The sequence below is a fragment of the Bacillus sp. R86525 genome, from assembly GCF_042466195.1.
In the GTDB taxonomy this organism is placed as follows: domain Bacteria; phylum Bacillota; class Bacilli; order Bacillales; family Bacillaceae_G; genus Bacillus_A; species Bacillus_A nitratireducens.
Map to the genome: position 1 here is coordinate 1,577,451 of NZ_JAXHPX010000007.1, position 25,509 is coordinate 1,602,959.

Sequence of the window (25,509 nt, forward strand, 5' to 3'; positions counted from 1 at the left end):
GTTATAAAAATACAAAAGTGGTAACATAAAAATCAGAAAGATGAGGGATGACGATGAGCCATTTGTTAACGATGAGTGAATTATCGGAAGTAGAAATTTCAGAAATCCTAAAAGACGCAGAAGATTTCGCGAATGGAAAAGAGAGCAAAACGACAGAGCAAACTTTTGTTGCGAACTTGTTCTTTGAGAATAGTACGAGAACGAGATTTAGCTTTGAAGTTGCTGAGAAGAGATTAGGACTTGATGTTTTAAATTTTTCAGCTGATGCATCTAGCGTACAAAAAGGAGAAACTTTATACGATACGATAAGAACACTAGAATCAATCGGAACAAAAGCGGTGATCGTCCGCCATGAGCAAGATCGCTACTTCGATGAACTAAAAGATCAGGTAAATATCCCAATCTTAAACGCTGGAGATGGATGTGGAAACCATCCAACGCAGTGCCTACTCGATCTTCTTACAATTAAACAAGAGTTCGGGAGATTTGAAGGATTAAAGATTGCGATAGTAGGAGATGTTCGTCATAGCCGAGTAGCACGTTCTAATGCAGAAGCATTAACGAAACTGGGTGCAACAATTTACTTTGCAAGTCCAGAAGAGTGGAAAGATGAAGACAGCACGTTTGGAACATACAAACCATTAGATGAACTTGTTCCAGAAGTGGATGTAATGATGTTACTTCGTGTACAACATGAGCGTCATGATCATTATGAAACAGACATTATGAAAGAGTATCATGAGAAACACGGATTAACAGTGGAAAGAGAAAAGCGTATGAAAGAAGGAAGCATTATTATGCATCCAGCTCCTGTAAACCGTGATGTTGAAATTGCAAGTGAACTTGTTGAGTGTGAGCGTTCACGCATATTTAAACAAATGGAAAATGGAGTTTACGTAAGAATGGCTGTACTAAAACGCGCCTTACCAAATGTATTAGGAGGAATGAAACATGAATTACTTGTTTAAAAATGGTCGTTATATGAATGAAGAAGGAAAAATCGTAGCAACAGATCTTCTCGTACAAGACGGTAAAATCGCTAAGGTAGCAGAAAATATTACGGCAGATAATGCTGAAGTAATCGATGTGAACGGAAAGTTAATCGCACCTGGATTAGTAGATGTACACGTACATCTTCGTGAACCAGGTGGTGAACATAAAGAAACAATTGAAACAGGTACACTAGCAGCGGCAAAAGGTGGATTCACTACAATTTGTGCAATGCCAAATACACGCCCAGTACCAGATTGCAGAGAACATATGGAAGACTTGCAAAATCGTATTAAAGAAAAAGCGCATGTCAACGTACTACCATACGGAGCAATTACAGTACGCCAAGCTGGTTCTGAAATGACAGATTTCGAAACATTAAAAGAACTTGGAGCATTTGCTTTCACTGATGACGGTGTAGGCGTACAAGATGCTAGCATGATGTTAGCTGCTATGAAGCGTGCAGCGAAATTAAATATGGCAGTAGTTGCGCACTGTGAAGAGAATACTCTTATTAATAAAGGTTGTGTACATGAAGGGAAGTTTTCTGAGAAACACGGATTAAACGGTATCCCATCAGTATGTGAATCTGTACATATTGCAAGGGATATACTGCTTGCTGAAGCGGCAGATTGTCACTATCACGTATGTCACGTAAGTACGAAAGGTTCTGTACGCGTAATTCGTGATGCGAAACGAGCTGGAATTAAAGTAACAGCAGAGGTAACACCTCATCACCTAGTGTTATGTGAAGATGATATCCCATCAGCTGATCCTAACTTTAAAATGAACCCACCGCTTCGTGGAAAAGACGATCATGCAGCATTAATTGAAGGATTACTAGATGGAACGATCGATATGATCGCAACTGACCATGCACCGCATACAGCGGAAGAGAAAGCACAAGGAATTGAAAGAGCACCATTCGGAATTACTGGTTTTGAAACAGCATTCCCGCTTCTATACACAAACCTTGTGAAAAAAGGAATTATTACACTAGAGCAGTTAATTCAATTCTTAACAGAAAAGCCAGCTGATACATTCGGCTTAGAAGCAGGTCGCCTAAAAGAAGGTAGAACAGCTGATATTACAATCATTGATTTAGAACAAGAAGAAGAGATTGACCCAACAACATTCTTATCAAAAGGAAAAAATACACCATTCGCAGGTTGGAAATGCCAAGGATGGCCGGTAATGACAATCGTTGGTGGTAAGATCGCATGGCAAAAGGAGAGTGCATTAGTATGAAAAGACAACTTATCTTAGAAGATGGAACAGCATTAATTGGAAAAGGTTTCGGAGGAGAAATTGAAAAGTCAGGTGAGGTTGTATTCACAACAGGAATGACTGGATATCAAGAAACATTATCTGATCCATCATATTGCGGTCAAATCGTAACATTTACGTACCCATTAATCGGAAACTACGGCATCAACCGTGACGATTTTGAATCGATTCACCCATCTGTAAATGGTTTAATCGTAAACGAAATTTGTGATCATCCATCAAACTTCCGTAATGAAATTTCGTTAAATGATTACTTAAAAGAAAGAAACATCCCAGGGTTAGCAGGAATTGATACGAGAAAATTAACGAGAAAAATTCGTCAATACGGTACATTACGCGGCCGCCTTTGTAACATGGATGCAGATGTAGAATACATCGTGAGCCAATTAAAAGCGACAGTATTTACAGATCACGTGAAACGCGTATCAACGAAAGATCCATACCCAAGCCCAGGCCGTGGACACCGAGTTGTACTTGTAGACTTCGGAATGAAACATGGTATTTTACGAGAATTAAATAAACGTGACTGTGATGTAATTGTAGTACCTTACAATACAACAGCAGAAGAAATTTTACGCCTTAGCCCAGATGGAATTATGTTAAGTAACGGACCTGGAGATCCGAAAGATGTACCAGAAGCAATTGAAATGTTAAAAGACATTATCGGTAAAGTTCCTTTATTCGGAATTTGCTTAGGACATCAACTATTCGCTCTAGCATCTGGTGCGAATACAAGTAAGTTAAAATTTGGTCACCGTGGTTTAAACCATCCAGTAAAACATCTTGCAACTGGAAAAGTAGCAATTACATCTCAAAATCATGGTTACGCAGTAGAAGAAGAATCAGTTAAAAATACAGAACTTGAAATTACACATGTTGCTTTAAATGATGGAACAGTAGAAGGTCTTCGTCATACGAAGTTCCCAGCATTTACAGTGCAATACCATCCAGAAGCTTCTGCAGGACCAGAAGATGCAAACGATTTATTCGAAGATTTCTTAGAAATGATTGAAAACTTCAAGAAAGAAGGGGAAGAGTTATGCCAAAACGCCTAGACATTAACACAATTTTAGTAATCGGATCAGGACCAATTGTAATTGGGCAAGCAGCAGAGTTTGATTACTCTGGTACACAAGCTTGTCAATCTCTTAGAGAAGAAGGTTACAAAGTAATCCTTGTTAACTCTAACCCAGCAACAATTATGACAGATACTGCAACAGCAGATAAAGTATATATAGAACCATTAACACTAGAATTCGTAAGCCGTATCATTCGTAAAGAACGTCCAGATGCAATCCTACCAACATTAGGTGGTCAAACAGGCCTGAATATGGCTGTTGAACTTGCGAAATCAGGCATACTTGAAGAGTGTGGAGTTGAAATTTTAGGAACAAAATTATCAGCAATCGAGCAAGCGGAAGATCGTGATTTATTCCGTACATTAATGCAGGAATTAAATGAACCAATTCCATCTAGTACGATTATTCATACGCTAGAAGAAGCACATGAATTTGTAAAAGAGATTGGTTATCCAGTTATTGTTCGCCCAGCATTTACAATGGGGGGAACAGGTGGCGGAATCTGTAGTAATGAAGAAGAACTAATTGAAATCGTATCAGGTGGATTAAAACATAGTCCGGTAACACAATGTTTATTAGAAAAGAGCATTGCTGGTTGTAAGGAAATTGAATATGAAGTAATGCGTGATTCAAATGATAACGCGATTGTAGTATGTAACATGGAAAATATCGATCCAGTTGGGGTTCACACAGGTGATTCTATCGTTGTAGCACCGAGCCAAACATTAAGTGACCGTGAATATCAAATGTTACGAAACACTTCATTACGAATTATTCGTGCATTAGGAATTGAAGGTGGATGTAACGTTCAGCTTGCACTTGATCCACATAGCTTCCAATACTATGTAATCGAAGTAAACCCGCGTGTAAGTCGTTCATCTGCACTAGCATCTAAAGCGACTGGATATCCAATTGCGAAGCTAGCGGCAAAAATTGCAGTCGGTTTAACATTAGATGAAATTATAAACCCAGTAACACAAAAAACATACGCTTGTTTCGAACCAGCATTAGACTATGTTGTTTCAAAAATTCCGCGCTGGCCATTTGATAAGTTTGAATCAGCGAACAGAACGCTTGGTACACAAATGAAGGCAACTGGTGAAGTTATGTCAATCGGACGTAATTTAGAGCAATCATTATTAAAAGCGATTCGTTCTTTAGAACTTGGTGTTTATCACTTAGAGTTAGAGCATTTAAAAGAGCTTGATAAAGAGACAATGAAAAAACGCATTATAAAAGCTGATGATGAGAGACTGTTTATTGTAGCGGAAGCAATTCGTCAAGGTGTAACGAAAGAAGAAATCAACGATTGGTGTGAAATGGACTTCTTCTTCTTACAAAAAGTTGAAAATATCGTAAACATGGAACGCGAAGTAAAAGCAAATGCAGGAAATATGGAAGTATTACAATCAGCGAAAGAAATGGGCTTCAGTGACCATTACATCGCCAATGCTTGGAACAAAACAGAGCGTGAAATTTACGATATACGTAAAGAAAGCAATATAACTCCTGTTTATAAAATGGTAGATACTTGTGCGGCAGAGTTTGAATCTGCAACACCATACTACTACAGCACATATGGTGACGAGAATGAATCGGTTAGAACAGATCGTAAGAGTGTTGTCGTACTAGGATCTGGTCCAATCCGTATCGGTCAAGGGGTTGAGTTTGACTATGCAACAGTTCACTCTGTATGGGCAATTAAAGAAGCTGGATATGAGGCAATTATTGTTAATAACAATCCAGAAACAGTTTCAACAGACTTCAGTATTTCTGACAAATTATACTTTGAACCATTAACAATCGAAGATGTAATGCACATTATCGATTTGGAAAAACCAGAAGGTGTTATCGTCCAATTCGGTGGACAAACGGCAATTAACTTAGCTGCTAAATTAGAGGCTCACGGTGTGAAAATCTTAGGAACATCACTTGAAGATTTAGACCGTGCAGAAGATCGTGATAAATTTGAAGCAGCTCTAACACAGCTTGGTATCCCGCAACCAGTTGGTAAAACAGCAACGACTGTAGAGCAAGCAGTAGCAATCGCTGACAAAATTGGTTACCCAGTATTAGTAAGACCATCTTACGTACTAGGTGGACGCGCGATGGAAATCGTATATCGTCAAGAAGAACTGCTGCACTACATGAAAAATGCCGTTAAAGTTCACGCAGATCACCCAGTATTAATCGATCGTTACATGGTTGGTAAAGAAATTGAAGTAGATGCAATTTCAGACGGTGAGAATGTATTCATTCCAGGTATTATGGAACATATTGAACGCGCTGGAGTTCACTCTGGTGACTCAATCGGAGTATATCCACCACAAAGCTTATCTGCAAAACTGAAAGAACAAATTATTGAACATACAATTGCACTTGGAAAAGGTTTAAACATTGTTGGATTACTAAACATTCAGTTTGTAGTATTTAAAGATGAAGTGTATGTAATTGAAGTAAATCCACGTGCGAGCCGTACAGTACCATTCTTAAGTAAAATTACAGGCGTACCGATGGCGAATGTTGCAACGAAAGTTATTTTAGGTCAAGATCTTGTAGAACAAGGATATGGAACTGGTTATCACCCAGAAGAGAAAGAAGTGTATGTAAAAGCACCGGTATTCTCATTTGCGAAGCTACGTTCAGTTGATACAACATTAGGACCTGAAATGAAATCAACAGGGGAAGTAATGGGTAAAGACTTAACACTTGAAAAAGCATTATACAAAGGGTTAGTTGCTTCAGGAATTAACATCCCAACGCACGGATCAGTAATCATCACTGTAGCGGATAAAGATAAAGAAGAAGCAATGGAAATTGCAAAACGTTTCCACGAAATCGGTTATAACTTATTAGCAACAGCTGGAACAGCACAATCGTTAGCAGAGCAAAACATTCCAGTGCAAGTTGTAAATAAAATTGATTCTGAAGAATACAACTTACTTGATATTATCCGTCAAGGAAAAGCACAGTTTGTAATCAATACATTAACAAAAGGCAAACAGCCAGCGCGTGATGGTTTCCGCATTCGCCGTGAATCAGTAGAAAATGGTGTGGCTTGCTTAACATCACTTGATACAACGAGAGCAATCTTACGAGTATTAGAATCTATGACATTCTCAGCTCATTCAATGAAAGAAATTACGCAAACGAAGCGTCACGAGGTGGTACATGCATGATGCAAAAGCAAAATATGATCGTCGTTAACCAAAAAGAAATCGCAAAAAACATTTACGAATTAGTGCTTCAAGGGGATCTTGTGCAGCAAATGAACGACCCAGGGCAGTTTGTACACATTAAGGTAGCAGAGGGCATTGCGCCCCTTCTGCGCCGCCCAATTAGTATTTGTAATGTCGATCAAGATAAGAACGAATTTACAATGCTATATCGTGCGGAAGGACAAGGAACAAAAACATTAGCAAAAAGAAAACAAGGCGAACTTGTAGATGTGCTAGGACCACTTGGACATGGTTTTCCTGTAGAAGAAGCAGAAGCTGGACAAACGGCTCTATTAGTTGGAGGGGGAATTGGTGTACCACCACTATATGAATTGTCACAGCGTCTTGTAGCAAAGGGAGTACGCGTTATTCACATCTTAGGTTTCCAAACGAAAGATGTTGTCTTCTATGAAGAGAAATTTGCAGAGCTTGGTGATACGTATGTTGCAACAGTTGATGGTACGCATGGTACAGAAGGCTTTGTAACAGATGTAATTGATAGCTATGGAATTGACTTTGACATTCTATACTCATGTGGACCTTTAGCGATGCTTCGTGCATTAGAAGGACGCTATAAAGAGAGAAAAGCCTACATTTCATTAGAAGAGCGTATGGGTTGTGGCATTGGAGCATGTTTCGCATGTGTATGCCATCTGCAAGCAGATCCGAGTGGACATTCTTACAAGAAGGTGTGTAGCGACGGACCAGTATTTCCAATCGGGGAGGTTGTACTATGAACAGATTGCAAGTTGAATTACCAGGGTTATCATTAAAAAATCCAATCATCCCAGCATCTGGTTGCTTCGGATTTGGTCGTGAGTATGCACAGTTCTATGATTTAAGTGTACTTGGATCAATTATGATTAAAGCGACGACAGAACAACCACGCTATGGAAATCCGACTCCTCGTGTTGCTGAAACACCAGGCGGAATGCTAAATGCAATCGGGCTTCAAAATCCTGGATTAGAAAAGGTAATGAATTCTGAATTACCTTTTCTCGAGCAATTTGATCTTCCGATTATTGCAAATGTTGCTGGCTCACAAGCTGAGGATTATGTAGCAGTTGCGAAGGAAATTTCAAAGGCACCTAATGTTCATGCGCTAGAATTAAATATTTCTTGTCCAAACGTAAAAACGGGTGGTATCGCTTTTGGTACGAATCCTGAAATTGCTGCTGATTTAACGAAGCGAGTAAAAGAGGTTTCTGAAGTACCGGTATATGTGAAATTGTCACCGAACGTGGCAAACATTGTGGAGATTGCAAAAGCAATTGAAAATGCGGGTGCGGACGGTTTAACGATGATTAATACATTGCTTGGTATGCGTCTAGATTTAAAAACTGCAAAACCAATTTTAGCAAACCGTACAGGCGGACTATCAGGGCCAGCGATTAAGCCAGTAGCAATTCGTATGGTACATGAAGTAAGTCAAGCGGTTAACATTCCGATTATCGGAATGGGTGGTATTGAAACTGCGGAAGATGTAATTGAATTCTTCTATGCTGGCGCAAGTGCGGTTGCAGTAGGTACAGCGAACTTCATAGACCCGTTCGTATGTCCGACAATTATTGAAGAGTTACCAGCATTACTAGATGAATTAGGATTTGATCATATTTCGGAGTGTCAAGGAAGGAGCTGGAAGCAAACATGTCACAGTCGTTAATTGTTGCACTAGATTTTCCAGGGAAACAAGATGTAGAACAATTCTTACACCACTTTGAAGGGGAAGAGTTATTTGTCAAAGTTGGTATGGAGTTATTTTACAAAGAAGGCCCTGCAATTATTACGTACTTAAAAGAAAAAGGGCATAAGATCTTCCTAGATTTAAAACTTCATGATATTCCGAATACAGTAAAAAGTGCTATGCGTAGCCTAGCTAGTCTAGATGTTGATATGGTAAATGTTCATGCTGCTGGGGGAAGCAGTATGATGAAAGCTGCGATTGAGGGATTAGAGGAAGGTAAGCAAGAAGGAAAAGAGAGACCGATTTGTATTGCAGTTACACAACTAACAAGCACTTCGGAAGCTATGATGAAAAAAGAGATCGGCATTGAGAAAACGTTAGAAGAAGCGGTTGCTCATTATGCAAAATTAACGAAAGAAAGTGGACTTGATGGAGTTGTTTGTTCAACACTTGAAGTTCCAAAATTACGTGAAGTATGCGGAAATGAATTTGTAACAGTAACACCGGGGATTCGTCTTGCAAGCGATGATGTAAATGACCAAGTGCGCGTAGCAACACCGAAACGTGCGAGGGAACTTGGTTCAAGCTACATCGTAGTTGGACGTAGTATTACAAAAGCAGAAAATCCGCTTGAAGCGTATAAAACAGTAAAACAACAGTGGGAAGGTGTAACAGTATGAAAAAAGAAATCGCATCGCATTTATTAGAAATTGGAGCAGTATTTTTACAGCCGAATGATCCATTTACTTGGTCTTCTGGTATGAAATCACCAATTTATTGTGATAATCGTTTAACTTTATCTTATCCAAAAGTACGCCAAGCGATTGCAGCTGGATTAGAAGAGTTAATTAAAGAGCACTTCCCAACTGTAGAAGTTATTGCAGGAACAGCAACTGCTGGTATTGCGCACGCTGCATGGGTAAGCGATCGTATGGATTTACCGATGTGCTACGTACGTAGTAAAGCAAAAGGTCACGGTAAAGGGAACCAAATCGAAGGAAAAGCTGAAAAAGGTCAAAAAGTAGTAGTAGTAGAAGACTTAATTTCAACTGGCGGTAGTGCAATTACATGTGTAGAAGCACTTCGCGAAGCTGGCTGTGAAGTATTAGGAATCGTATCAATCTTCACATACGAGCTAGAGTCAGGAAAAGAAAAATTAGAAGCAGCTAACGTAGCGTCATATTCTTTAAGTGATTACAGTGCATTAACTGAAGTTGCAGCAGAAAAAGGTATGATCGGACAAGCTGAAACGAAAAAATTACAAGAGTGGCGTAAAAATCCAGCTAATGAAGCTTGGATCACAGCGTAACACGAAAAAAGACGACCGCGGGGGAACGCGGTCGTTTTTTTTATATAATTGTTAAAATTTCATGTAAAGAATAGATAGTAGGAACATCACACTTGAGTTGCAAGTTATCCCGATTTAACCATATCCCTCGCATTCCAGCTGCTGTACTACTAATTGCATCTGTTTCTAATCGATCACCAATATAATAGCAATTTTTCATTTCAAGATTCGATTGTAATACAGTTCTTTGAAAAATTTCAGGGTCTGGTTTCGATATACCAATTTCACTAGAGGTAAATATGTATTTGAAATATTGTAGAATGTTTAGAGCAGTTAATTTTTCGACTTGTTGCTCATAATCACCATTGCTAATGATACCTAATGAGTGCCCTCCTTGCTGCAAGGTCTGTAATGTATAGTGTACATCTTCAAACGCGGCCCAGTTGTTCTTATATAGTTCTATATATTGATTGAATTTGTGCTGAGATTCCCCGGGTGATAAGTTTACTCCATATGTTTTAAATAAATGATACATTCGCATCCCTTGTTGTTCTTGAAAAGATAATTCTTTGGATAAAAATTTGTTGAAATATTGTTCGGATAATTCATGCCATAGTTTCGTGGCCTCTAATTCATTACCTGAAAAAATAGTATTATATATTTGAAAGAAATCTATAATACCATTTCTTTCAGCAGTCTCATAATCAAGTAAAGTTCCATCGACATCAAAGAAAATCATATTACAATCTCCTTATTAAGTATTACTTCGTGCTTTCTACAACTTCATATCCTCTCACAAACAATAGAGTCATATAAGAAACGATAAACGAGAAGATGCTGTACATGCCAACCCAAAAGAAAAATTTTGGAGTAAAGGCGATAACACCTATTATTAAAAAACTAGCAAACGTTACAATCGGCATTACGTAATACGTTTTCGTTCTACGTGTTCCAATAACAGAAACGATAAAGATAAGTAATGGACAAATTAATAAGACGAAAATCAATTCATTCATAGTTATGTCCCCTTTTCTGGTAGAAGTAATATGTTCCGTGTAAACGTTTTGAAATAATTACTCTCTTAATATAATTTCGCTACGTAATAAATAAACCCTTTTGAAGGTTAGTATATTTCAATATTTAGCCTAAAAAGGCGTAAGCAAGTATTATCTTGCTTACGTTACAGGATAAACATCGCAACGATAGTGGTGACGATTAAGCCGATAATAACTGGCAAAAAATTTCGGCGTGCGAGTTCAAATGGATCTACTTTACAAATAGCAGCGGCAGGAATAAGCGCCCAAGGAATTAAAGTCCCGCCTCCGGTCCAGATGGCAGCAATTTGCCCGAGTGCTGTTAATGTAGCTGTTCCATGCCCAAGTGCTGTTCCGAAAAGATTGGCAATCGAACCAGCAAGTGATATACCGGAAAAGCCAGATCCATCTAAGCCTGTTATGACACCAACGATAGTTAATGTTCCTGCCGATACATATTGGCTTAAAGGAACAGTTTGAGATAAGGCGATTCCTAAGTCGTTAATGATTCCATGTGAACCTTTCGGTAAATAGTCCCCGATAATTTTCACAAAGCCGCTATCTCCTAAATAAAAGAGTGCAGCAATTGGGATAACTGGACCGAAGATTTTAAATCCAAATTGGAGCCCTTCTATAAAATAATCGGTCGTTTTATTTAGCCCATTTCCTTTGTAGGCGATGAGGGAAATGATGATAATCATAATAACAGTCGTCCCGCCGATAAGTGCAGTTGCGTCGCTTCCTTGTAGGTTAAATTGAATCATGCAAAGGATATCGATGGCATATACGATCGGAATACAAATAGCGAGCCATTTTTTTGTCTGAGGAGATAATATAGTGAGCGTTTTAGAAGACTCAGTTGATGGAATAGATTCTTGTATAGATAAGCCTGTATGAAATTCTTTTCGTAAGAAGAAAAATGCGACGGAAGTTGTCACAATGCCCATAACAATTACGAGGGGAACACTGGCAGAAACAACGCTGGAAACAGGAAGACCAGCAGCGTCTGCAGTTAATTTCGGTGCACCTTGAATTACGAAGTCACCAGATAAGGCGATGCCATGTCCGAATAAGTTCATAGCAATGGCAACTCCAATTGGCGGAAGGCCGACGCGTACAGCGACAGGTAATAAAATAGCCCCCATTAAGGCAACAGCTGGAGAAGGCCAAAAAAAGAAAGAAATTGTCATCATCAAAAGGCCGATAATCCAGTAGGCGAGGGTAGGGGTACGAATCATTTTTGTAAATGGTGAAATCATCGTATCATTTATGCCAGTATGAACGAGTAGATTGCTCATTGATACGATAATGGAGATGATCAATATTGTTGGTAATAGCTCAGTAATGGCGTAAATGAAACTTTGAAAAATACCGCTAATAGCAAGAGGGATAGAACCTGTAGCGGTTAATGCTAATAAAAAGATAAAAACAATACAAATAATTGTCGTATCTTTTCGAAGAATAAAAAAGGTAATAATAGTGAGTAAACAAAGAATATAGAGAGCGTGCAACAGCGTTAATTCAACTCCCATAACATTCACATCCTTTAGGCATTCGTGTAGTTCATTGTATGAAAGCGGTGAAGGTATGTGAGTATAGGAAAAAGAAAAAGTGAAATTTCATGTACTGTAATGGTAAGAATAATAAATGGATGTTACAATACAATTAATCCTAAAAATGGAATTTGAGGAGGGCTTATGCGCAAAAAAATTGGATTTTGGGGATTCATCATATCTTGTAGTCTATTAATCATTTTAAATCTGTTTACAAGCAATGAATGGATAAGTATCATACCTGTTTTCGGGTTTGTATTTATACTTTTATATAACTGGGATGATATGAAACAATATAGTAAGAAAAGTATCGGAATTATGATAGGTATCATTGTTGTTTGCTCATTTTTCATAGGGTTTATTTTAATAGAAGGGCAGAAACAGATGGAGAAAATGTCTATTTTTCAAGAATGGATGTCTTCTGCAAAAGGTCTTTATATTGTACTTGTAGTTGTTATTTTTCTAAGAATTGTTATAAGCATAGCAAGTTACATATTAAAGGAGAAGTAGGATGGGTACCAGTTATATTATGTATAGGAGTATTGATTTTTGCTCCTATGTATCGCTGGGATGAATGGAAAGCATATAGTCGAAAAAAGAAAATTGTTTTCAGTATCGAGTTTGTTATTATAATTAGCACGATTCCGTTTTTGTTATTGAAAGGAAATGAGATAATAGATGGAATTGTAATGTTTGAAGGGTGGTTGTTTATTGCGAAATTGCTATATTTAATATGCATTTTAATTTCGGTAGCGGTAGTCGCTAAAAAAGTAAACGAAAAGTTATTCGTTAATGAATAAAAGAAAATGCCACCTTATTCGGTGGCATTTTCTTACTTTACTGAATGAGCTTTTTGCATCTTTTTAATTAAACGAATTTGTCCGCGATGGTTGATCTCATCTTCAAATACGTGAAACCACTTAAAGTAGTTATTTGCTGGTTTGTCATGCCAAAAGTCTGTCGTTTTAAATAGCCATTCATTAGGTAACGATTGAAAAGTTTCAATCGTTTTGGAACGTACTTCTTGTAACATATTTATGTAAAATTCTATTGAGTTCCCTTTTATTTGCTCACGTCCAAGATTTCCTAACTCAACAGCAGGTAACCAACGTTCTAATTCAGCCTCCGTTGGTTCACGGTCTTCAAAAGTATGAATCTGGTAGTAAAATTCAATAGCGGCCATATGGTACAATAACATGCCAATTGAATTTGCTTCCTCATCATATAAATAATCAAGTTCTTCAATTGTTAAGCCTTCGACAGCTTGCATTGTTGTATAACGAGCGTAATTCATCATGGAAACAAGTTTTGAAAACTCAACTTGTAAACCATCTATCTTATCGATTACAAAGTTCAATTAAAATTCCCCCTCTTTAAACAATTACTCCAGAGAAGGAATTCTATGTGTAAAGAAAAACTCCTGTTAAAAAGTTCATGATTTTTAACAGGGAATGACAATTAGTTCCCGATTTGCCTTTGTAATAACCTCATATCCCTCTTTTGTGATGACAATATCATCTTCAATTCTACAGCCGCCCCAGTTCGGTATGTAAATACCAGGTTCAACAGTAACAACCATACCTTCCTCTAAAGTAGCCTTACTTTCTTGGGATAGGCGAAGAGGTTCATGTATTTCTAACCCAAGACCATGACCGGTAGAGTGTCCGAAATATTGACCGTATCCATGTTCTATAATGTAATCTCTCGTTATATCATCGATACTTTTCGCAGTTTCTCCAGGTTTAATTGCTTCAGTTCCACGCTTTAATGCTTCTAATACAACATTATATATTTTTTTGAATTCTTCCGATGGTTCGCCGATCGCTACAGTACGTGTTAAATCGGAACAATATCCGTTATAAAGTGCACCGAAATCTAATGTAACGATATCGCCGTGCTCGATTATTTTATTCGATGCAACGCCATGAGGTAGAGAAGAGCGAACGCCAGAAGCTACAATAATTTGAAATGATGAGGATGTAGCCCCTTTTTTTCGCATGAAAAATTCTAATTCATCTCGGACATCAGTTTCACTTATTCCTGGTTTTAGAAATGTAAGGATGTGGTGAAATGCTTCGTCAGCAATATTAGCCGCAGTTTTCATTGTTTCTATTTCAGGTGTGTCTTTAATAATACGAATATTTTCGATGATTTCGCACACTTGCACCATTTCCACATGTATATACTTTTGTAAGTTCTTATATTGTTGTAATGTCATGTTATTTTCTTCAATCCCAAGTTTTTGAATGTTTAATTTCGATACTTGATTTGCAACTTCTTTCTCTAAATTTCCTATATGCATAACAATTTCAGCGTCTTTTATTTGTGATTTCGCTTGATCTACATAGCGAAAATCAGTTGTAAAAACCGCTTTATCCGCAGAGATTAAGACGACGCCAGCGCTGCCTGTAAATCCTGTTGCATATTGGCGATTTTCTTTTTTTGTAATAAGTAATCCGTCAATTTCATATTTTTGTAGTTGATTTTGGATTTTATTAATTCTTAAAGTCATGTTAATTTCCCCCTTTTCACAGTATTGAATAAAGCAAATAGCGTGCCAAAATGTATATTTGAAGAAAAGATAGTAGGAACTACATATGTTTTAGGGGAGATAAAAAATTAGCCCGCTATTTGTGGGAGGCGGTTTGTTCATAAAATCAAGATTACTTCAATAATCAGTGGGGGGATGAAAAAATATTGATTGGAGGTGCACTTTATATACATACTGTAAAAAAATTTATACAGATGTGAAATGACACTGTCAATTTTTTTGACAATATTGAAGGGAAGAAGGATGTTATGAATGAGTGAATGGATATATGAACTAAATTGAAACCATAAAAAAAATGCGTCGCTTGCAAGCAACGCATTTTTTAATATTTATGCTTTTAATTTCATTACAGTATCAGCATCTGGTGTTACATATACAGTTTGCTGATTGTCATATGTAACAAAGCCAAGTTTTGCACCACTCGGTTTTTTGACATGACGTATTTTCGTGAAATCAACAGGTACAGAGCTAGACTCTTTTGCTTTACTGTAATAAGCGGCGATTTTTGCAGCCTCTAGTAAAGTTTCTTCAGCGGGTTCCAAAGAACGAATGACAACATGAGAGCCAGGTATGTCTTTCGTATGTAACCAAATTTCATCACGACGGGCAAATTTCGTTGTTAAATAATCATTTTGTTTATTGTTTTTGCCGACGAAAATTTCTGTTCCATCACTAGCTAAATATTTGTCCAATACCGGTTTAGTTGGTTTCTTCTTAGCATTTTTTGCTTTGCGATTGCGCATATAACCTTCTTCGGCTAATTCCTCGCGAATTTCTTCGATATCTTTTGAAGAAGCAGCTTCCATTTGTTGAAGTAAGCTATCAAAATAAAGAATTTCTTCATTTGTTTTTTCGATTTGTTCTTCTACAACAACAACTGAATTTTTTGCTTTTTGATATTTTTGGAAATAGCGTTGTGCATTGTCGGATGGTGTTCTTAAAGGATCTAATGTGATTTTTACAGTCCCACCATTTTCATCGTAATAGTTAACGACTTCAATATCTTTATCACCTTTTTTCAAAGCATACATATTGGCTGTAAGTAGCTCTCCAAAAAGTTGATATTTATCTGCTTTCCCGGCATCTTGTAATGTTTTTTCTAGCTTAATGAGTTTTTTCTCATTTTTATTTTTTTCGTTTTGCATAAAGCGTTCTAAATCATGAGCTTGTTGTTTTACACGGTCGCGCTCCGCTTTCCCGAAGAAGAAGCGATCTAACAATTCGCTTACTGATGAGAATGTTTTTTCTGCTCCTTGCAAGTGCGTAAGAGGGAAAAGATAAAAGAATTCTTTCCCGTTTGCAGTACTCATTGTTGGTGAATATGTATGAGTTAGTAATGGCTTTTGTATGGAGAAAAATGCTTCAGATAATGCTTTTTCATTTACCATACCAGCTTTTGTCACTACTTCTTTTGCGAATAACGGTGATATTCCAGTAAAGGTACCGACAAGCTGTTTATCCATGTTTCCAGATAGAAAGTCTAGCGGTCTAATAAATTCATCATCTGTTTCAATCTGAAGCGGGTTAATTTTATGTTGTGCTGGTGGTGCAATATATTCAGCTCCAGCGTATACAGTTCGATGTCGGTTTACTGCTAAAGAAACGTGTTTTAGGCTATCTAAAATATTGTTTGTTTTTGTGTCTATTAAAATGATGTTACTATGTCGTCCCATGATTTCAATTACTAATGTCTTTAGTGATTCATCACCAATTTCATTTCTGCTGCGAACTGTAATTTGAATAATGCGCTCTAAATCAATTTGTTCAATCTTTTCAATGAAACCACCTTCTAAATGCTTGCGGAGAAGCATACAAAACATTGGTGGAAGTGCAGGTGAATCGTAATTTTGGTTTGTTAAGTGTAAACGTGCATATGTCGGATGAGCGGAGAGAATCAGTTTTTGATTCTTTCCGTTTGCGCGAATATGTAATAAAATCTCGTATTTTGAAGGTTGATATATTTTGGAAATTCTTCCCGTGTAAAGAGAATTTGCAATTTCATGTGTAATCGCTCTTGTAAATAATCCATCGAATGCCATAAATGAACACTCCTTTCTAACTAAAAGTTAATTATAGCATTTTTTTGGACGAGGCTGAATAAGCTTTCATTAGAGTATGTCTGGAATCAGGAGGTCGATGGCAGGATGAATTGGTATGAAATGCGAGCACATGAAGTGGAGGAAAGAACGAATACGAATGTGGAGGTAGGTCTTACAGAGCAAGAAGCAGAGGGGCGATTAAGGAAATTTGGTACAAATGAATTGCAAGAAGCAAAGCGGCCTTCTGCACTTATGGTGTTTTTAGCGCAATTTAAAGATTTTATGGTACTTGTTTTATTTGGTGCAACAATTATTTCAGCTTTTTTAGGAGAATATATCGATTCAATTGCAATTGTTGCAATCGTTATTATCAATGGTATCCTCGGTTTCTTTCAAGAAAGGAAAGCTGAAAAATCGTTGGAAGCTTTAAAAGAGTTGGCAGCTCCTCAAGTTACGGTACTAAGAAATGGAAAGTGGATAAAAGCACCGTCTAAAGCGCTTGTCTTAGGTGATATTATTAAGTTTTCTAGTGGTGATCGTATTGGCGCGGATGTTCGTCTTGTGGAATCTTCAAGTTTATATATCGAAGAGTCTGCTCTTACGGGGGAGTCAGTACCGGTACAAAAGAAGGTAGAAGCATTACAAGGCCAGGATGTTTCAATTGGTGATCAAAAAAACATGGCATTTATGGGGACGATGATAACGAGAGGTGCTGGAACAGGGGTAGTCATAGCGACTGGAATGAATACAGCTATGGGCCAAATTGCAAATATGTTGCAAAATGCTGAGCAAATGGAAACACCATTACAAAGAAGGTTAGAACAGCTAGGGAAAATTTTAATTATTGTCGCTCTTATTTTGACAGCTCTTGTAGTATTAGCTGGTGTATATCAGGGGAATGAAGTGTATCACATGTTTTTGGCTGGGGTTTCGCTCGCAGTTGCTGCTATTCCGGAAGGATTACCAGCTATTGTTACAGTTGCGCTATCACTTGGTGTACAGCGCATGATTAAAAAGAGAGCAATTGTGCGAAAGTTGCCAGCTGTAGAAACGTTAGGGTGTGCTTCTGTTATTTGCTCAGATAAAACAGGAACAATGACACAAAACAAAATGATGGTAACACATATGTGGTCAGGCGGAGAATTGTGGAAAGTAACAGGTCAAGGCTATGAGCCAACGGGTTCGTTTATGAAAGGTGAAGAAGTAATTGACCCTACTAAGACGAAATCACTGTATCAACTACTCACATTTGGCTGTTTATGTAATAATGCGAATGTTATTCAAAAGAAAAAGACGTATGTGTTAGATGGAGATCCAACAGAGGGAGCTCTCGTAGCTGCTGCAATGAAGGCGGGAATATCACGTGAAGCTCTCAAAGGAAAGTTTGAAGTCATTCGTGAATTTCCTTTTGATTCAACTAGAAAAATGATGAGCGTTATCGTTCGTGATCGTGAAGGGAAAAAATTTGTTATTACAAAAGGAGCGCCAGATGTTCTATTACAAATGAGCCAAACGATTTTATGGGGGAATAAACAGCAGCCTTTAAGTGAAATGTATCGAAAAGAAGTGCAGGCAGCGATTCATAGTTTAGGAAGTCAAGCTTTACGAACGATTGCGGTGGCATTTAAACCGTTAAAAGCTACAGATTCAATTGAGCATGAAAGAGAAGTAGAGCAGGATTTTATGCTTGTTGGAATACAAGGAATGATAGATCCGCCAAGACCAGAAGTGGCGCAAGCGGTGAAGGAGTGTAAGGAAGCTGGTATTAGAACGGTAATGATTACAGGAGATCATAAAGTGACAGCAATGGCAATTGCGGAACAGTTAGGGGTTTTACCAGCGGGTGGACGCGTTGTTGAAGGTGTAGAACTTGCGAATATGGATGTAGAGGCATTAGAAGATATTGTAGAAGATACGTATGTATTCGCTCGAGTGTCTCCTGAGCATAAATTGAAAATCGTTAAGGCGCTGCAAAATAAGGGGCATATAGTAGCTATGACAGGTGATGGAGTGAACGATGCTCCAGCTATTAAAACAGCTGATATAGGGATTGCGATGGGAATTACAGGAACAGATGTTGCAAAAGAAGCTTCTTCACTTGTTTTGTTAGATGATAACTTTGCTACGATTAAATCGGCGATTAAAGAAGGTAGAAACATATATGAAAATATTCGGAAGTTTATTCGATATTTGCTAGCATCTAACGTTGGTGAAATCTTAGTTATGTTATTTGCGATGTTACTTGCACTGCCATTGCCAATGGTTCCAATTCAAATTTTATGGGTGAACTTAGTTACTGACGGTTTACCAGCGATGGCATTAGGTTTGGATAAGCCTGAAGGAGATGTCATGAAGAGAACACCACGCCATCCGAAAGAAGGGGTGTTCGCTAGAGGGCTTGCGTGGAAAATTATAAGTCGTGGTTTTCTAATCGGAGCAGTGACATTAGTAGCGTTTATTATTGCATTTAACCAGCATCCAAATGAATTAAAGTATGCACAAACGGTAGCCTTCGCAACATTAGTACTTGCTCAGCTTATTCATGTATTTGATTGTCGTAGTGAACATTCTATATTTCATCGTAACCCGTTTGGAAATGTATATTTAGTAGGGGCGGTTATTATTTCTTTACTGTTAATGCTTGTAGTTATATATTATCCACCATTACAGCCGATTTTTAGCACAATGCCGATACAAGCACGAGATTGGTTGTTAATTGTAGGATTATCATCTATTCCGACTTTCTTATTAGTAGGATCTTTATTAACAAGAAAAAAGGATAAAAAGAAAAAGCCACTGTTATATAAGAAGGGATTAAACTTGAAATAGTCAATGATATGAAAATATGATATAATTTACAGAAGGTAGTAGAGCCTTGTCTCTATTACCTTTTTCATTGAGTTATTTCATGGCTTGGATGTGATAAAGATGATTTGTAGTATGACAGGATTTGGAAGGTCGAAAGTAGAAAATGATACTTTTCAAATAACAGTAGAAATGAAGTCGGTGAACCATCGCTTTTTAGAAATGAGTATTCGACTTCCGAAGCAAATGATGGTGTTTGAAGACAAAATTCGTAAAATAATTGCAGAACAAGTTCGCCGTGGACGTATTGAAGTGTCTATTAGTATAACAGGTGAAGGGCTTGTTGAAAGAAAATTAAGTGTGAATTGGGAGCTTCTCAAGCAGTACCAATCCATTATGGAAGATATAAAAGGGAAATTTCAATTACAAGATTCTATTACACTCGGGCAACTAATGGGAATGCCAGAAGTAACGGCAATTGAAGAAATAGAAAATGTAAATGAACAATTTGAAAACAGTTTATATGAGGCTGTTCGTCAAGCTGCTCATATGTTAAAAACGATGAGAGATGGCGAAGGAGAACGATTACATAAAGATATAGCGTATCGTTTGCAAGAGATTCACAATTGTGTAAATGCAATTATTCCACATGCACCAATTGTTACACAAAAATATCGTGAACGATTAGAAAATCGCTTAAAAGAATTACATAATCAAGATTTAGATGAACAAAGATTGCTAACAGAAGTTGCAATGTTTGCAGAGCGTTGTGATATTCACGAGGAGTTAGTTCGTTTACAAAGTCATTTAGATCAATTTCGTGAAACACTGCAGATTGGAGAGCCTGTTGGAAGGAAAATGGACTTCATCGTGCAAGAGATGCATAGAGAAATTAATACGATTGGTTCTAAGGCAAATGACTTAACAATTTCAAAATATGTTGTAGAAATGAAAAATAACCTTGAAAAAATTCGTGAACAAGTACAAAATATTGAGTAGCTTTCAAAAAATATATAAAGTTATACGTGGTGGAGAAATCGGATAGACTTACTAGGAGGCGCAAACTATGGCCATGCGGTTTTTAAATATTGGATACGGAAATATTGTATCTGCTCATCGAATTATTGCTATTGTAAGTCCGGAGTCAGCTCCTATTAAACGAACAGTACAGGAAGCACGTGAACATAATGCTTTGCTTGATGCTACGTATGGGAGAAAAACAAGGGCGGTTATTGTGATGGATGATGGGCATGTAGTATTAAGTCCAATTCAGCCAGAGACGATTGCACATCGTTTGAATAATAAAGAAGATTTAAGTGAGGAAGGGTAGGTTTTACATATTTATGAGAAGTAGAAGAGGATTGCTCATCGTTCTTTCAGGACCTTCTGGGGTTGGTAAAGGAACGGTTCGAAAAGAGCTGTTTAGCCATGAGGATACACGTTTTCAGTACTCTATTTCAGTAACGACGCGTAAACCGCGTGAAGGTGAAGTAGATGGTGTAGATTATTTCTTTAAAGAGAGAGAAGAATTTGAAGAAATGATTCGTAATGAAAAGTTACTTGAATGGGCTGAGTTTGTTGGTAATTATTACGGAACACCAATTGATTATGTTGAAAAAACATTACAAGAAGGAAAAGACGTGTTCCTAGAAATTGAAGTACAAGGAGCAATTCAAGTTAAGAAAGCCTTCCCTGAAGGTGTATTTATTTTCTTAGCACCTCCAAGTTTATCTGAACTAAAGAACCGAATTGTCGGTCGTGGTACAGAAACTGAAGATGTTATTGAAAATCGTTTAACTGTAGCGAAAGAAGAAATCGAAATGATGGACGCTTATGACTATGTTGTAGAAAACGATCAAGTTGAATTAGCTTGCGACAGAATTAAAGCAATTGTGGTTGGCGAACATTGCCGCCGCGAAAGAGTAGCAAAATATTATAAAGAAATGACGGAGGGTCTATAATTATGTTAAATCCATCAATTGATTCATTATTAACAAAAATCGATTCTAAATATACGCTTGTAACAGTAGCTGCAAAGCGTGCGCGTGAAATGCAACTTGCGAACAATTGTGTTCTTGAGCAACCTGTTTCTCATAAATGTGTAGGTAAATCATTAGAAGAAATCGATGCAGAAGTATTAAAATATGTACCAAGCGAAGACAAAATCATCGATTAAGACATTCTTTTCGACAAATTAAAACATAGACTTTATAATTTTCTATGTAACGGTAACAACCTATTTACAAGTAGGTTGTTATTTTTTTATGATAGGGAAGAAATAATCGTAAAAAGGTGGAACAACATATTGGTACTGACGAGCTGAAAATTCTATTTCAGTAGAATAAGTTTGAAAAAGAAAGAGGACGAGTCATATGCTAAAAGGGAAAAAGATACTTCTATGTGTAACAGGAGGCATTGCAGTTTTTAAGGCAGCTGCGTTAACGAGTAAATTGACACAAGCGGGTGCTACTGTAAAAGTAATGATGAGTGAATCGGCAATGAAGTTTGTTACACCTCTTACATTTCAAGCGCTTTCTCGCCACGATGTATATACGGATACGTTTGATGAAAAAGACTCAGCGGTTATCGCTCACATTGATTTAGCGGATTGGGCAGATGTTGTACTTGTGGCACCTGCTACAGCGAATTGCATTGGGAAGTTAGCGAATGGTATTGCGGATGATATGATAACGACTACGTTGTTGGCTACTACAGCTCCAGTTTGGATTGCGCCTGCTATGAATGTGCATATGTATGAAAATAAAATTGTTCAAAAAAATATGATGGCGTTAAAAGCGTTAGGATATACATTTATTGAGCCTGGCGAAGGCTTTTTAGCATGTGGTTATATAGCTAAGGGAAGACTGGAAGAACCTGAGGTGATTATTGGAAGGTTAGAAGAGGTTTTCTCAGAACAAAAACCATTGCAAGGAAAGCGAATATTAATAACGGCTGGTCCGACACGTGAAAAGATTGACCCAGTCCGTTTTATGACGAATTTTTCTTCTGGAAAGATGGGGTATGCGATTGCAGAAGTTGCAGCAAGCTTAGGTGCTGATGTCATACTTGTGTCAGGACCGACAGCATTAAATCCGCCATTACATGTAACAACAATACAAGTAGAATCTGCACAAGATATGTTAGAGGCAGTTCTTCAAAATTATCAGAATGTAGATGTTGTTATCAAGACAGCGGCAGTTGCAGATTATCGCCCAAAATATGTTCACGATAATAAAATGAAAAAGAAAAATGGCGATGCTGTTATTGAATTGGAAAGAACAGTAGATATTTTAAGAACATTAGGTGAGAAAAAAGAGCGACAGTTACTTATCGGATTTGCAGCTGAAACGACGAATATAGAGGAATATGCGACGAGAAAATTACGTGAGAAAAATGCAAATATGATTGTTGCGAACGATGTGAAGGCGCAAGGAGCTGGCTTTGGTACAGATACGAATATTGTAACAATGTATAGAAAAGATGGAGAGATTATTGAGTTACCACTTTTAACGAAGAAAGAAGTGGCTCGTGAAATATTAAAGCAAATCGAAATGATGTTAGAAGATGATCGTGTATGAAGTTTGCAAGTGTAGTTGTTGATGTACCTGCACGTCAAACAGATCGACCGTTTGATTATATTATCCCTAAAAAATGGGAAGATATCGTGCAAACAGGAATGCGTGTAGTAGTTCCATTCGGTCCAAGAAAATTGCAAGGTTTTATTATTGGCATAAAGGACTCGGCTGAGGTAGAAAGTAAAAAATTAAAGGCACTCCATGAAATATTAGATGTTACTCCTGTTTTAAATGAGGAATTATTAAGGCTTGGATATTGGCTTACAAGTGAAACGTTATGTTATATGATTTCAGCTTTTCAAGTGATGCTTCCGACAGCGATAAAAGCGACGTATAAAAAACGGCTACAACTTCGTAAACAAGAAGAAGTAACGCCAGAAATTCTTAGTTTATTCCATGGGAAGGAAACGATAGATTGGGAAGCTGTCGAGATGCAGCCGCATCTATATCGCACTATTCAACAAGAAATTAAAAATGGAACGATTGAAGTTGTTTATCAGGTAAAGGATAAAGTTCAGAAAAAGAAACAAAGAGTAGTACAGCCGGAGTTGCCAGAAGATAAATTAGAATTAGCGGCATTTGAACTGAAAAGTAAAAAACAGCAAGATGTACTCTATTATTTTGTGGAAAATTATAAAAGTGTACCGTTGAAAGTGATAACAGAAGAGTTGCAAATAACAGATGCTCCAATAAAAGCACTTGTTAAAAAGGGGCTAATCTCAGAAAAGTATGTGGAAGTATATCGGAATCCATATGACGATGATGATTTTGAACAAACGAAACCATTTCCCCTTACTGAGGAACAAAAGCAAGTTATTACACCGATCTTATCATCAATTGCAAATGAAACTTATAATCCATTTTTACTATATGGTGTTACAGGAAGTGGGAAGACAGAAGTATATTTACAATCTATAGCAGCGGTGTTGAAAAAGGGAAAAGAAGCTATTGTACTTGTTCCGGAAATCGCGTTAACGCCTCAGATGGTAGATCGTTTCAAAGGTAGGTTCGGTTCGCAAGTTGCGGTTCTTCATAGTGCGCTTTCAGTTGGTGAAAAATATGATGAATGGCGAAAGATTTTAAGAAAAGAAGTGAAAGTTGTAGTTGGTGCACGTTCAGCTATTTTTGCTCCTTTTGAAAATTTAGGAATTATCATTATAGATGAAGAGCATGAATCGAGTTATAAGCAAGAAGATAATCCGAGATATCATGCAAGAGATGTAGCGGTGTGGAGAGGGCAATATCATAAGTGCCCAATCGTTCTTGGAAGTGCAACCCCAACACTTGAATCATTTGCTAGAGCAAAAAAGGGTGTCTATGAGCTACTGACGATGGAGAAACGTATGAATGAACAAGCTTTGCCGACCGTAGAAATTGTAGATATGCGTGAAGAACTTCGTGATGGAAATCGCTCAATGTTTTCAAAGGCACTCCATGAGAAAATAGCAGATCGATTAGAAAAGAAAGAACAAATGGTTCTCTTTTTAAATAGAAGGGGACATTCTACGTTTGTGATGTGCCGTGATTGTGGATATGTCGTACAATGTCCGCATTGTGATATTTCGTTGACATACCACAAAATGAATCATCGTTTAAAATGTCATTATTGTAGCCATGAGGAAAATATGCCAACAGAGTGTCCGGCTTGTAATAGTACATATATTCGTTTCTTTGGTACTGGTACACAAAAGGTAGAAGAAGAAATCACAAAACTATTTCCACAGGCGCGAGTCATTCGAATGGACGTAGATACAACAAGCCGTAAAGGAATGCATGAAAAATTATTAAAGGCATTTGGGGAAGAGAAAGCAGATATATTACTGGGAACACAAATGATTGCAAAAGGACTTGATTTTCCGAAAGTGACGCTTGTAGGTGTATTAACAGCAGATACGATGCTTCACTTACCTGATTTTCGAGCGAGTGAAAAGACCTATCAGCTATTGACGCAAGTGAGTGGACGTGCTGGAAGGCATGAATTGCCAGGGGAAGTTGTAATTCAAACGTATACACCGGAACATTACAGTGTAGAATTAGCAAAGAATCAGCAATATGATGTGTTTTTTGAATATGAAATGCAAATGAGACGAACAAGACAATATCCGCCGTATTATTACGTTGTACTTGTAACCGTATCTCATCCAGAATTATTAAAGGCAGTCCAAGTGACGGAAAAAATTGTCGGTCATTTACGAACGCATTGCTCACAACAAACAATGGTGTTAGGCCCAGTTGCTTCAGCGATTCCAAGGATAAAAGATAGATATCGTTACCAATGCATGATAAAATACAAACGGGAACCAAACTTAAAGAACGTGCTCAAAATGGTAAATGAACATTATCAAGCAGAAATGCAAAAAGAGCTACAAATCTCAATTGATTTTAATCCAACAATGTTAATGTAGC

23 protein-coding genes are annotated in these 25,509 nt (G+C 37.5%); 17 read left to right on the forward strand and 6 right to left on the reverse strand.

Annotated features, from left to right (window positions below; genetic code table 11):
- Positions 1-53 precede the first annotated feature (53 nt).
- From pyrB to pyrE, 8 genes are read left to right on the forward strand one after another with little or no spacing between them, the layout of a single operon-like run.
- Complete coding sequence (pyrB, locus tag SJY24_RS10835) at positions 54-968, forward strand: aspartate carbamoyltransferase (RefSeq protein WP_097844198.1); 915 nt, start codon at positions 54-56, stop codon at positions 966-968.
- Positions 952-2,238, forward strand: coding sequence for a dihydroorotase (gene pyrC / locus SJY24_RS10840; RefSeq protein WP_377864621.1), 1,287 nt, complete (start codon positions 952-954; stop codon positions 2,236-2,238). Before pyrB ends, pyrC begins: the two co-directional genes overlap by 17 nt.
- Positions 2,235-3,332 (forward strand): carbamoyl phosphate synthase small subunit, encoded by a 1,098-nt coding sequence (locus SJY24_RS10845; RefSeq protein ID WP_377864622.1) that lies wholly within the window; start codon positions 2,235-2,237, stop codon positions 3,330-3,332. The genes pyrC and SJY24_RS10845 overlap by 4 nt, the downstream gene beginning before the upstream one ends.
- Positions 3,317-6,535, forward strand: a complete 3,219-nt coding sequence (carB, locus tag SJY24_RS10850) for a carbamoyl-phosphate synthase large subunit (RefSeq protein WP_377864623.1) — start codon at positions 3,317-3,319, stop codon at positions 6,533-6,535. Before SJY24_RS10845 ends, carB begins: the two co-directional genes overlap by 16 nt.
- Complete coding sequence (gene pyrK, locus SJY24_RS10855) at positions 6,532-7,311, forward strand: dihydroorotate oxidase B electron transfer subunit (protein ID WP_000983345.1); 780 nt, start codon at positions 6,532-6,534, stop codon at positions 7,309-7,311. Before carB ends, pyrK begins: the two co-directional genes overlap by 4 nt.
- Positions 7,308-8,237: a dihydroorotate oxidase B catalytic subunit gene (pyrD, locus tag SJY24_RS10860; RefSeq protein ID WP_001081053.1), complete on the forward strand. Its 930-nt coding sequence runs from the start codon at positions 7,308-7,310 to the stop codon at positions 8,235-8,237. The genes pyrK and pyrD overlap by 4 nt, the downstream gene beginning before the upstream one ends.
- Positions 8,222-8,938, forward strand: a complete 717-nt coding sequence (pyrF, locus tag SJY24_RS10865; protein WP_000083488.1) for an orotidine-5'-phosphate decarboxylase — start codon at positions 8,222-8,224, stop codon at positions 8,936-8,938. Before pyrD ends, pyrF begins: the two co-directional genes overlap by 16 nt.
- The gene (pyrE, locus tag SJY24_RS10870) at positions 8,935-9,567 is read left to right on the forward strand and encodes an orotate phosphoribosyltransferase (protein WP_000711457.1); all 633 of its coding nucleotides are present in this window, start codon (positions 8,935-8,937) and stop codon (positions 9,565-9,567) included. The genes pyrF and pyrE overlap by 4 nt, the downstream gene beginning before the upstream one ends.
- 40 nt (positions 9,568-9,607) lie before the next feature.
- Here pyrE and SJY24_RS10875 read toward each other — a convergent pair whose 3' ends face one another.
- From SJY24_RS10875 to SJY24_RS10885, 3 genes are all read right to left on the reverse strand, one after another.
- Entirely contained in the window at positions 9,608-10,285 is a 678-nt protein-coding gene (locus SJY24_RS10875; protein ID WP_377864624.1) for an HAD family hydrolase, read from the reverse strand.
- A gap of 22 nt (positions 10,286-10,307) precedes the next feature.
- A complete protein-coding gene (locus SJY24_RS10880) occupies positions 10,308-10,562 on the reverse strand; it encodes a YbeF family protein (RefSeq protein WP_098777360.1) in 255 nt (84 codons plus the stop codon).
- 164 nt (positions 10,563-10,726) lie between these two features.
- Positions 10,727-12,112: a hypothetical protein gene (locus SJY24_RS10885; protein WP_377864625.1), complete on the reverse strand. Its 1,386-nt coding sequence runs from the start codon at positions 12,110-12,112 to the stop codon at positions 10,727-10,729.
- 165 nt (positions 12,113-12,277) lie between these two features.
- On the opposite strand from SJY24_RS10885, the gene SJY24_RS10890 reads away from it, so the two are divergent.
- Positions 12,278-12,643, forward strand: coding sequence for a YoqO family protein (locus SJY24_RS10890; RefSeq protein WP_377864626.1), 366 nt, complete (start codon positions 12,278-12,280; stop codon positions 12,641-12,643).
- Complete coding sequence (locus SJY24_RS10895; RefSeq protein ID WP_377867236.1) at positions 12,628-12,933, forward strand: YoqO family protein; 306 nt, start codon at positions 12,628-12,630, stop codon at positions 12,931-12,933. The genes SJY24_RS10890 and SJY24_RS10895 overlap by 16 nt, the downstream gene beginning before the upstream one ends.
- A 32-nt stretch (positions 12,934-12,965) precedes the next feature.
- Here SJY24_RS10895 and SJY24_RS10900 read toward each other — a convergent pair whose 3' ends face one another.
- From SJY24_RS10900 to SJY24_RS10910, 3 genes are all read right to left on the reverse strand, one after another.
- Entirely contained in the window at positions 12,966-13,490 is a 525-nt protein-coding gene (locus SJY24_RS10900; RefSeq protein ID WP_377864627.1) for a DinB family protein, read from the reverse strand.
- Between the two features lie 84 nt (positions 13,491-13,574).
- Complete coding sequence (locus SJY24_RS10905; protein ID WP_377864628.1) at positions 13,575-14,645, reverse strand: M24 family metallopeptidase; 1,071 nt, start codon at positions 14,643-14,645, stop codon at positions 13,575-13,577.
- Between the two features lie 368 nt (positions 14,646-15,013).
- Positions 15,014-16,723 (reverse strand): Rqc2 family fibronectin-binding protein, encoded by a 1,710-nt coding sequence (locus tag SJY24_RS10910; protein ID WP_377864629.1) that lies wholly within the window; start codon positions 16,721-16,723, stop codon positions 15,014-15,016.
- Positions 16,724-16,828: 105 nt separating this feature from the next.
- Between SJY24_RS10910 and SJY24_RS10915 the strand changes: the two genes are divergently transcribed.
- From SJY24_RS10915 to priA, 7 genes are all read left to right on the forward strand, one after another.
- Complete coding sequence (locus SJY24_RS10915) at positions 16,829-19,552, forward strand: calcium-translocating P-type ATPase, SERCA-type (protein ID WP_377864630.1); 2,724 nt, start codon at positions 16,829-16,831, stop codon at positions 19,550-19,552.
- Positions 19,553-19,651: 99 nt separating this feature from the next.
- Positions 19,652-20,527 carry a YicC/YloC family endoribonuclease gene (locus SJY24_RS10920; protein WP_377864631.1) on the forward strand — a complete coding sequence of 292 codons (876 nt, stop codon included), beginning with the start codon at positions 19,652-19,654 and terminating at the stop codon, positions 20,525-20,527.
- A gap of 67 nt (positions 20,528-20,594) precedes the next feature.
- On the forward strand, positions 20,595-20,858 hold the full coding sequence (remA, locus tag SJY24_RS10925; protein ID WP_001251456.1) for an extracellular matrix/biofilm regulator RemA: 264 nt from the start codon (positions 20,595-20,597) through the stop codon (positions 20,856-20,858).
- A 13-nt stretch (positions 20,859-20,871) separates the two neighbouring features.
- A complete protein-coding gene (gene gmk, locus SJY24_RS10930) occupies positions 20,872-21,489 on the forward strand; it encodes a guanylate kinase (RefSeq protein WP_001257739.1) in 618 nt (205 codons plus the stop codon).
- Positions 21,490-21,491: 2 nt separating this feature from the next.
- On the forward strand, positions 21,492-21,704 hold the full coding sequence (rpoZ, locus tag SJY24_RS10935) for a DNA-directed RNA polymerase subunit omega (RefSeq protein ID WP_377864632.1): 213 nt from the start codon (positions 21,492-21,494) through the stop codon (positions 21,702-21,704).
- Between the two features lie 196 nt (positions 21,705-21,900).
- Entirely contained in the window at positions 21,901-23,106 is a 1,206-nt protein-coding gene (coaBC, locus tag SJY24_RS10940) for a bifunctional phosphopantothenoylcysteine decarboxylase/phosphopantothenate--cysteine ligase CoaBC (RefSeq protein ID WP_377864633.1), read from the forward strand.
- On the forward strand, positions 23,103-25,508 hold the full coding sequence (gene priA, locus SJY24_RS10945; protein WP_377864634.1) for a primosomal protein N': 2,406 nt from the start codon (positions 23,103-23,105) through the stop codon (positions 25,506-25,508). The genes coaBC and priA overlap by 4 nt, the downstream gene beginning before the upstream one ends.
- The last annotated feature ends 1 nt before the right edge of the window (position 25,509 follow it).

Coding starts and splice junctions, on each gene's coding strand:
- carB (WP_377864623.1), top strand. CDS start 3,317: ATGCCAAAACGCCTAGACATTAACACAATTTTAGTAATCGGATCAGGA.
- pyrF (WP_000083488.1), top strand. CDS start 8,222: ATGTCACAGTCGTTAATTGTTGCACTAGATTTTCCAGGGAAACAAGAT.
- coaBC (WP_377864633.1), top strand. CDS start 21,901: ATGCTAAAAGGGAAAAAGATACTTCTATGTGTAACAGGAGGCATTGCA.
- pyrE (WP_000711457.1), top strand. CDS start 8,935: ATGAAAAAAGAAATCGCATCGCATTTATTAGAAATTGGAGCAGTATTT.
- SJY24_RS10845 (WP_377864622.1), top strand. CDS start 2,235: ATGAAAAGACAACTTATCTTAGAAGATGGAACAGCATTAATTGGAAAA.
- SJY24_RS10915 (WP_377864630.1), top strand. CDS start 16,829: ATGAATTGGTATGAAATGCGAGCACATGAAGTGGAGGAAAGAACGAAT.
- SJY24_RS10875 (WP_377864624.1), bottom strand. CDS start 10,285: ATGATTTTCTTTGATGTCGATGGAACTTTACTTGATTATGAGACTGCT.
- pyrD (WP_001081053.1), top strand. CDS start 7,308: ATGAACAGATTGCAAGTTGAATTACCAGGGTTATCATTAAAAAATCCA.
- SJY24_RS10880 (WP_098777360.1), bottom strand. CDS start 10,562: ATGAATGAATTGATTTTCGTCTTATTAATTTGTCCATTACTTATCTTT.
- pyrK (WP_000983345.1), top strand. CDS start 6,532: ATGATGCAAAAGCAAAATATGATCGTCGTTAACCAAAAAGAAATCGCA.
- rpoZ (WP_377864632.1), top strand. CDS start 21,492: ATGTTAAATCCATCAATTGATTCATTATTAACAAAAATCGATTCTAAA.
- gmk (WP_001257739.1), top strand. CDS start 20,872: ATGAGAAGTAGAAGAGGATTGCTCATCGTTCTTTCAGGACCTTCTGGG.
- priA (WP_377864634.1), top strand. CDS start 23,103: ATGAAGTTTGCAAGTGTAGTTGTTGATGTACCTGCACGTCAAACAGAT.
- SJY24_RS10885 (WP_377864625.1), bottom strand. CDS start 12,112: ATGGGAGTTGAATTAACGCTGTTGCACGCTCTCTATATTCTTTGTTTA.
- pyrC (WP_377864621.1), top strand. CDS start 952: ATGAATTACTTGTTTAAAAATGGTCGTTATATGAATGAAGAAGGAAAA.
- SJY24_RS10920 (WP_377864631.1), top strand. CDS start 19,652: ATGATTTGTAGTATGACAGGATTTGGAAGGTCGAAAGTAGAAAATGAT.
- pyrB (WP_097844198.1), top strand. CDS start 54: ATGAGCCATTTGTTAACGATGAGTGAATTATCGGAAGTAGAAATTTCA.
- SJY24_RS10890 (WP_377864626.1), top strand. CDS start 12,278: ATGCGCAAAAAAATTGGATTTTGGGGATTCATCATATCTTGTAGTCTA.
- remA (WP_001251456.1), top strand. CDS start 20,595: ATGGCCATGCGGTTTTTAAATATTGGATACGGAAATATTGTATCTGCT.
- SJY24_RS10905 (WP_377864628.1), bottom strand. CDS start 14,645: ATGACTTTAAGAATTAATAAAATCCAAAATCAACTACAAAAATATGAA.
- SJY24_RS10910 (WP_377864629.1), bottom strand. CDS start 16,723: ATGGCATTCGATGGATTATTTACAAGAGCGATTACACATGAAATTGCA.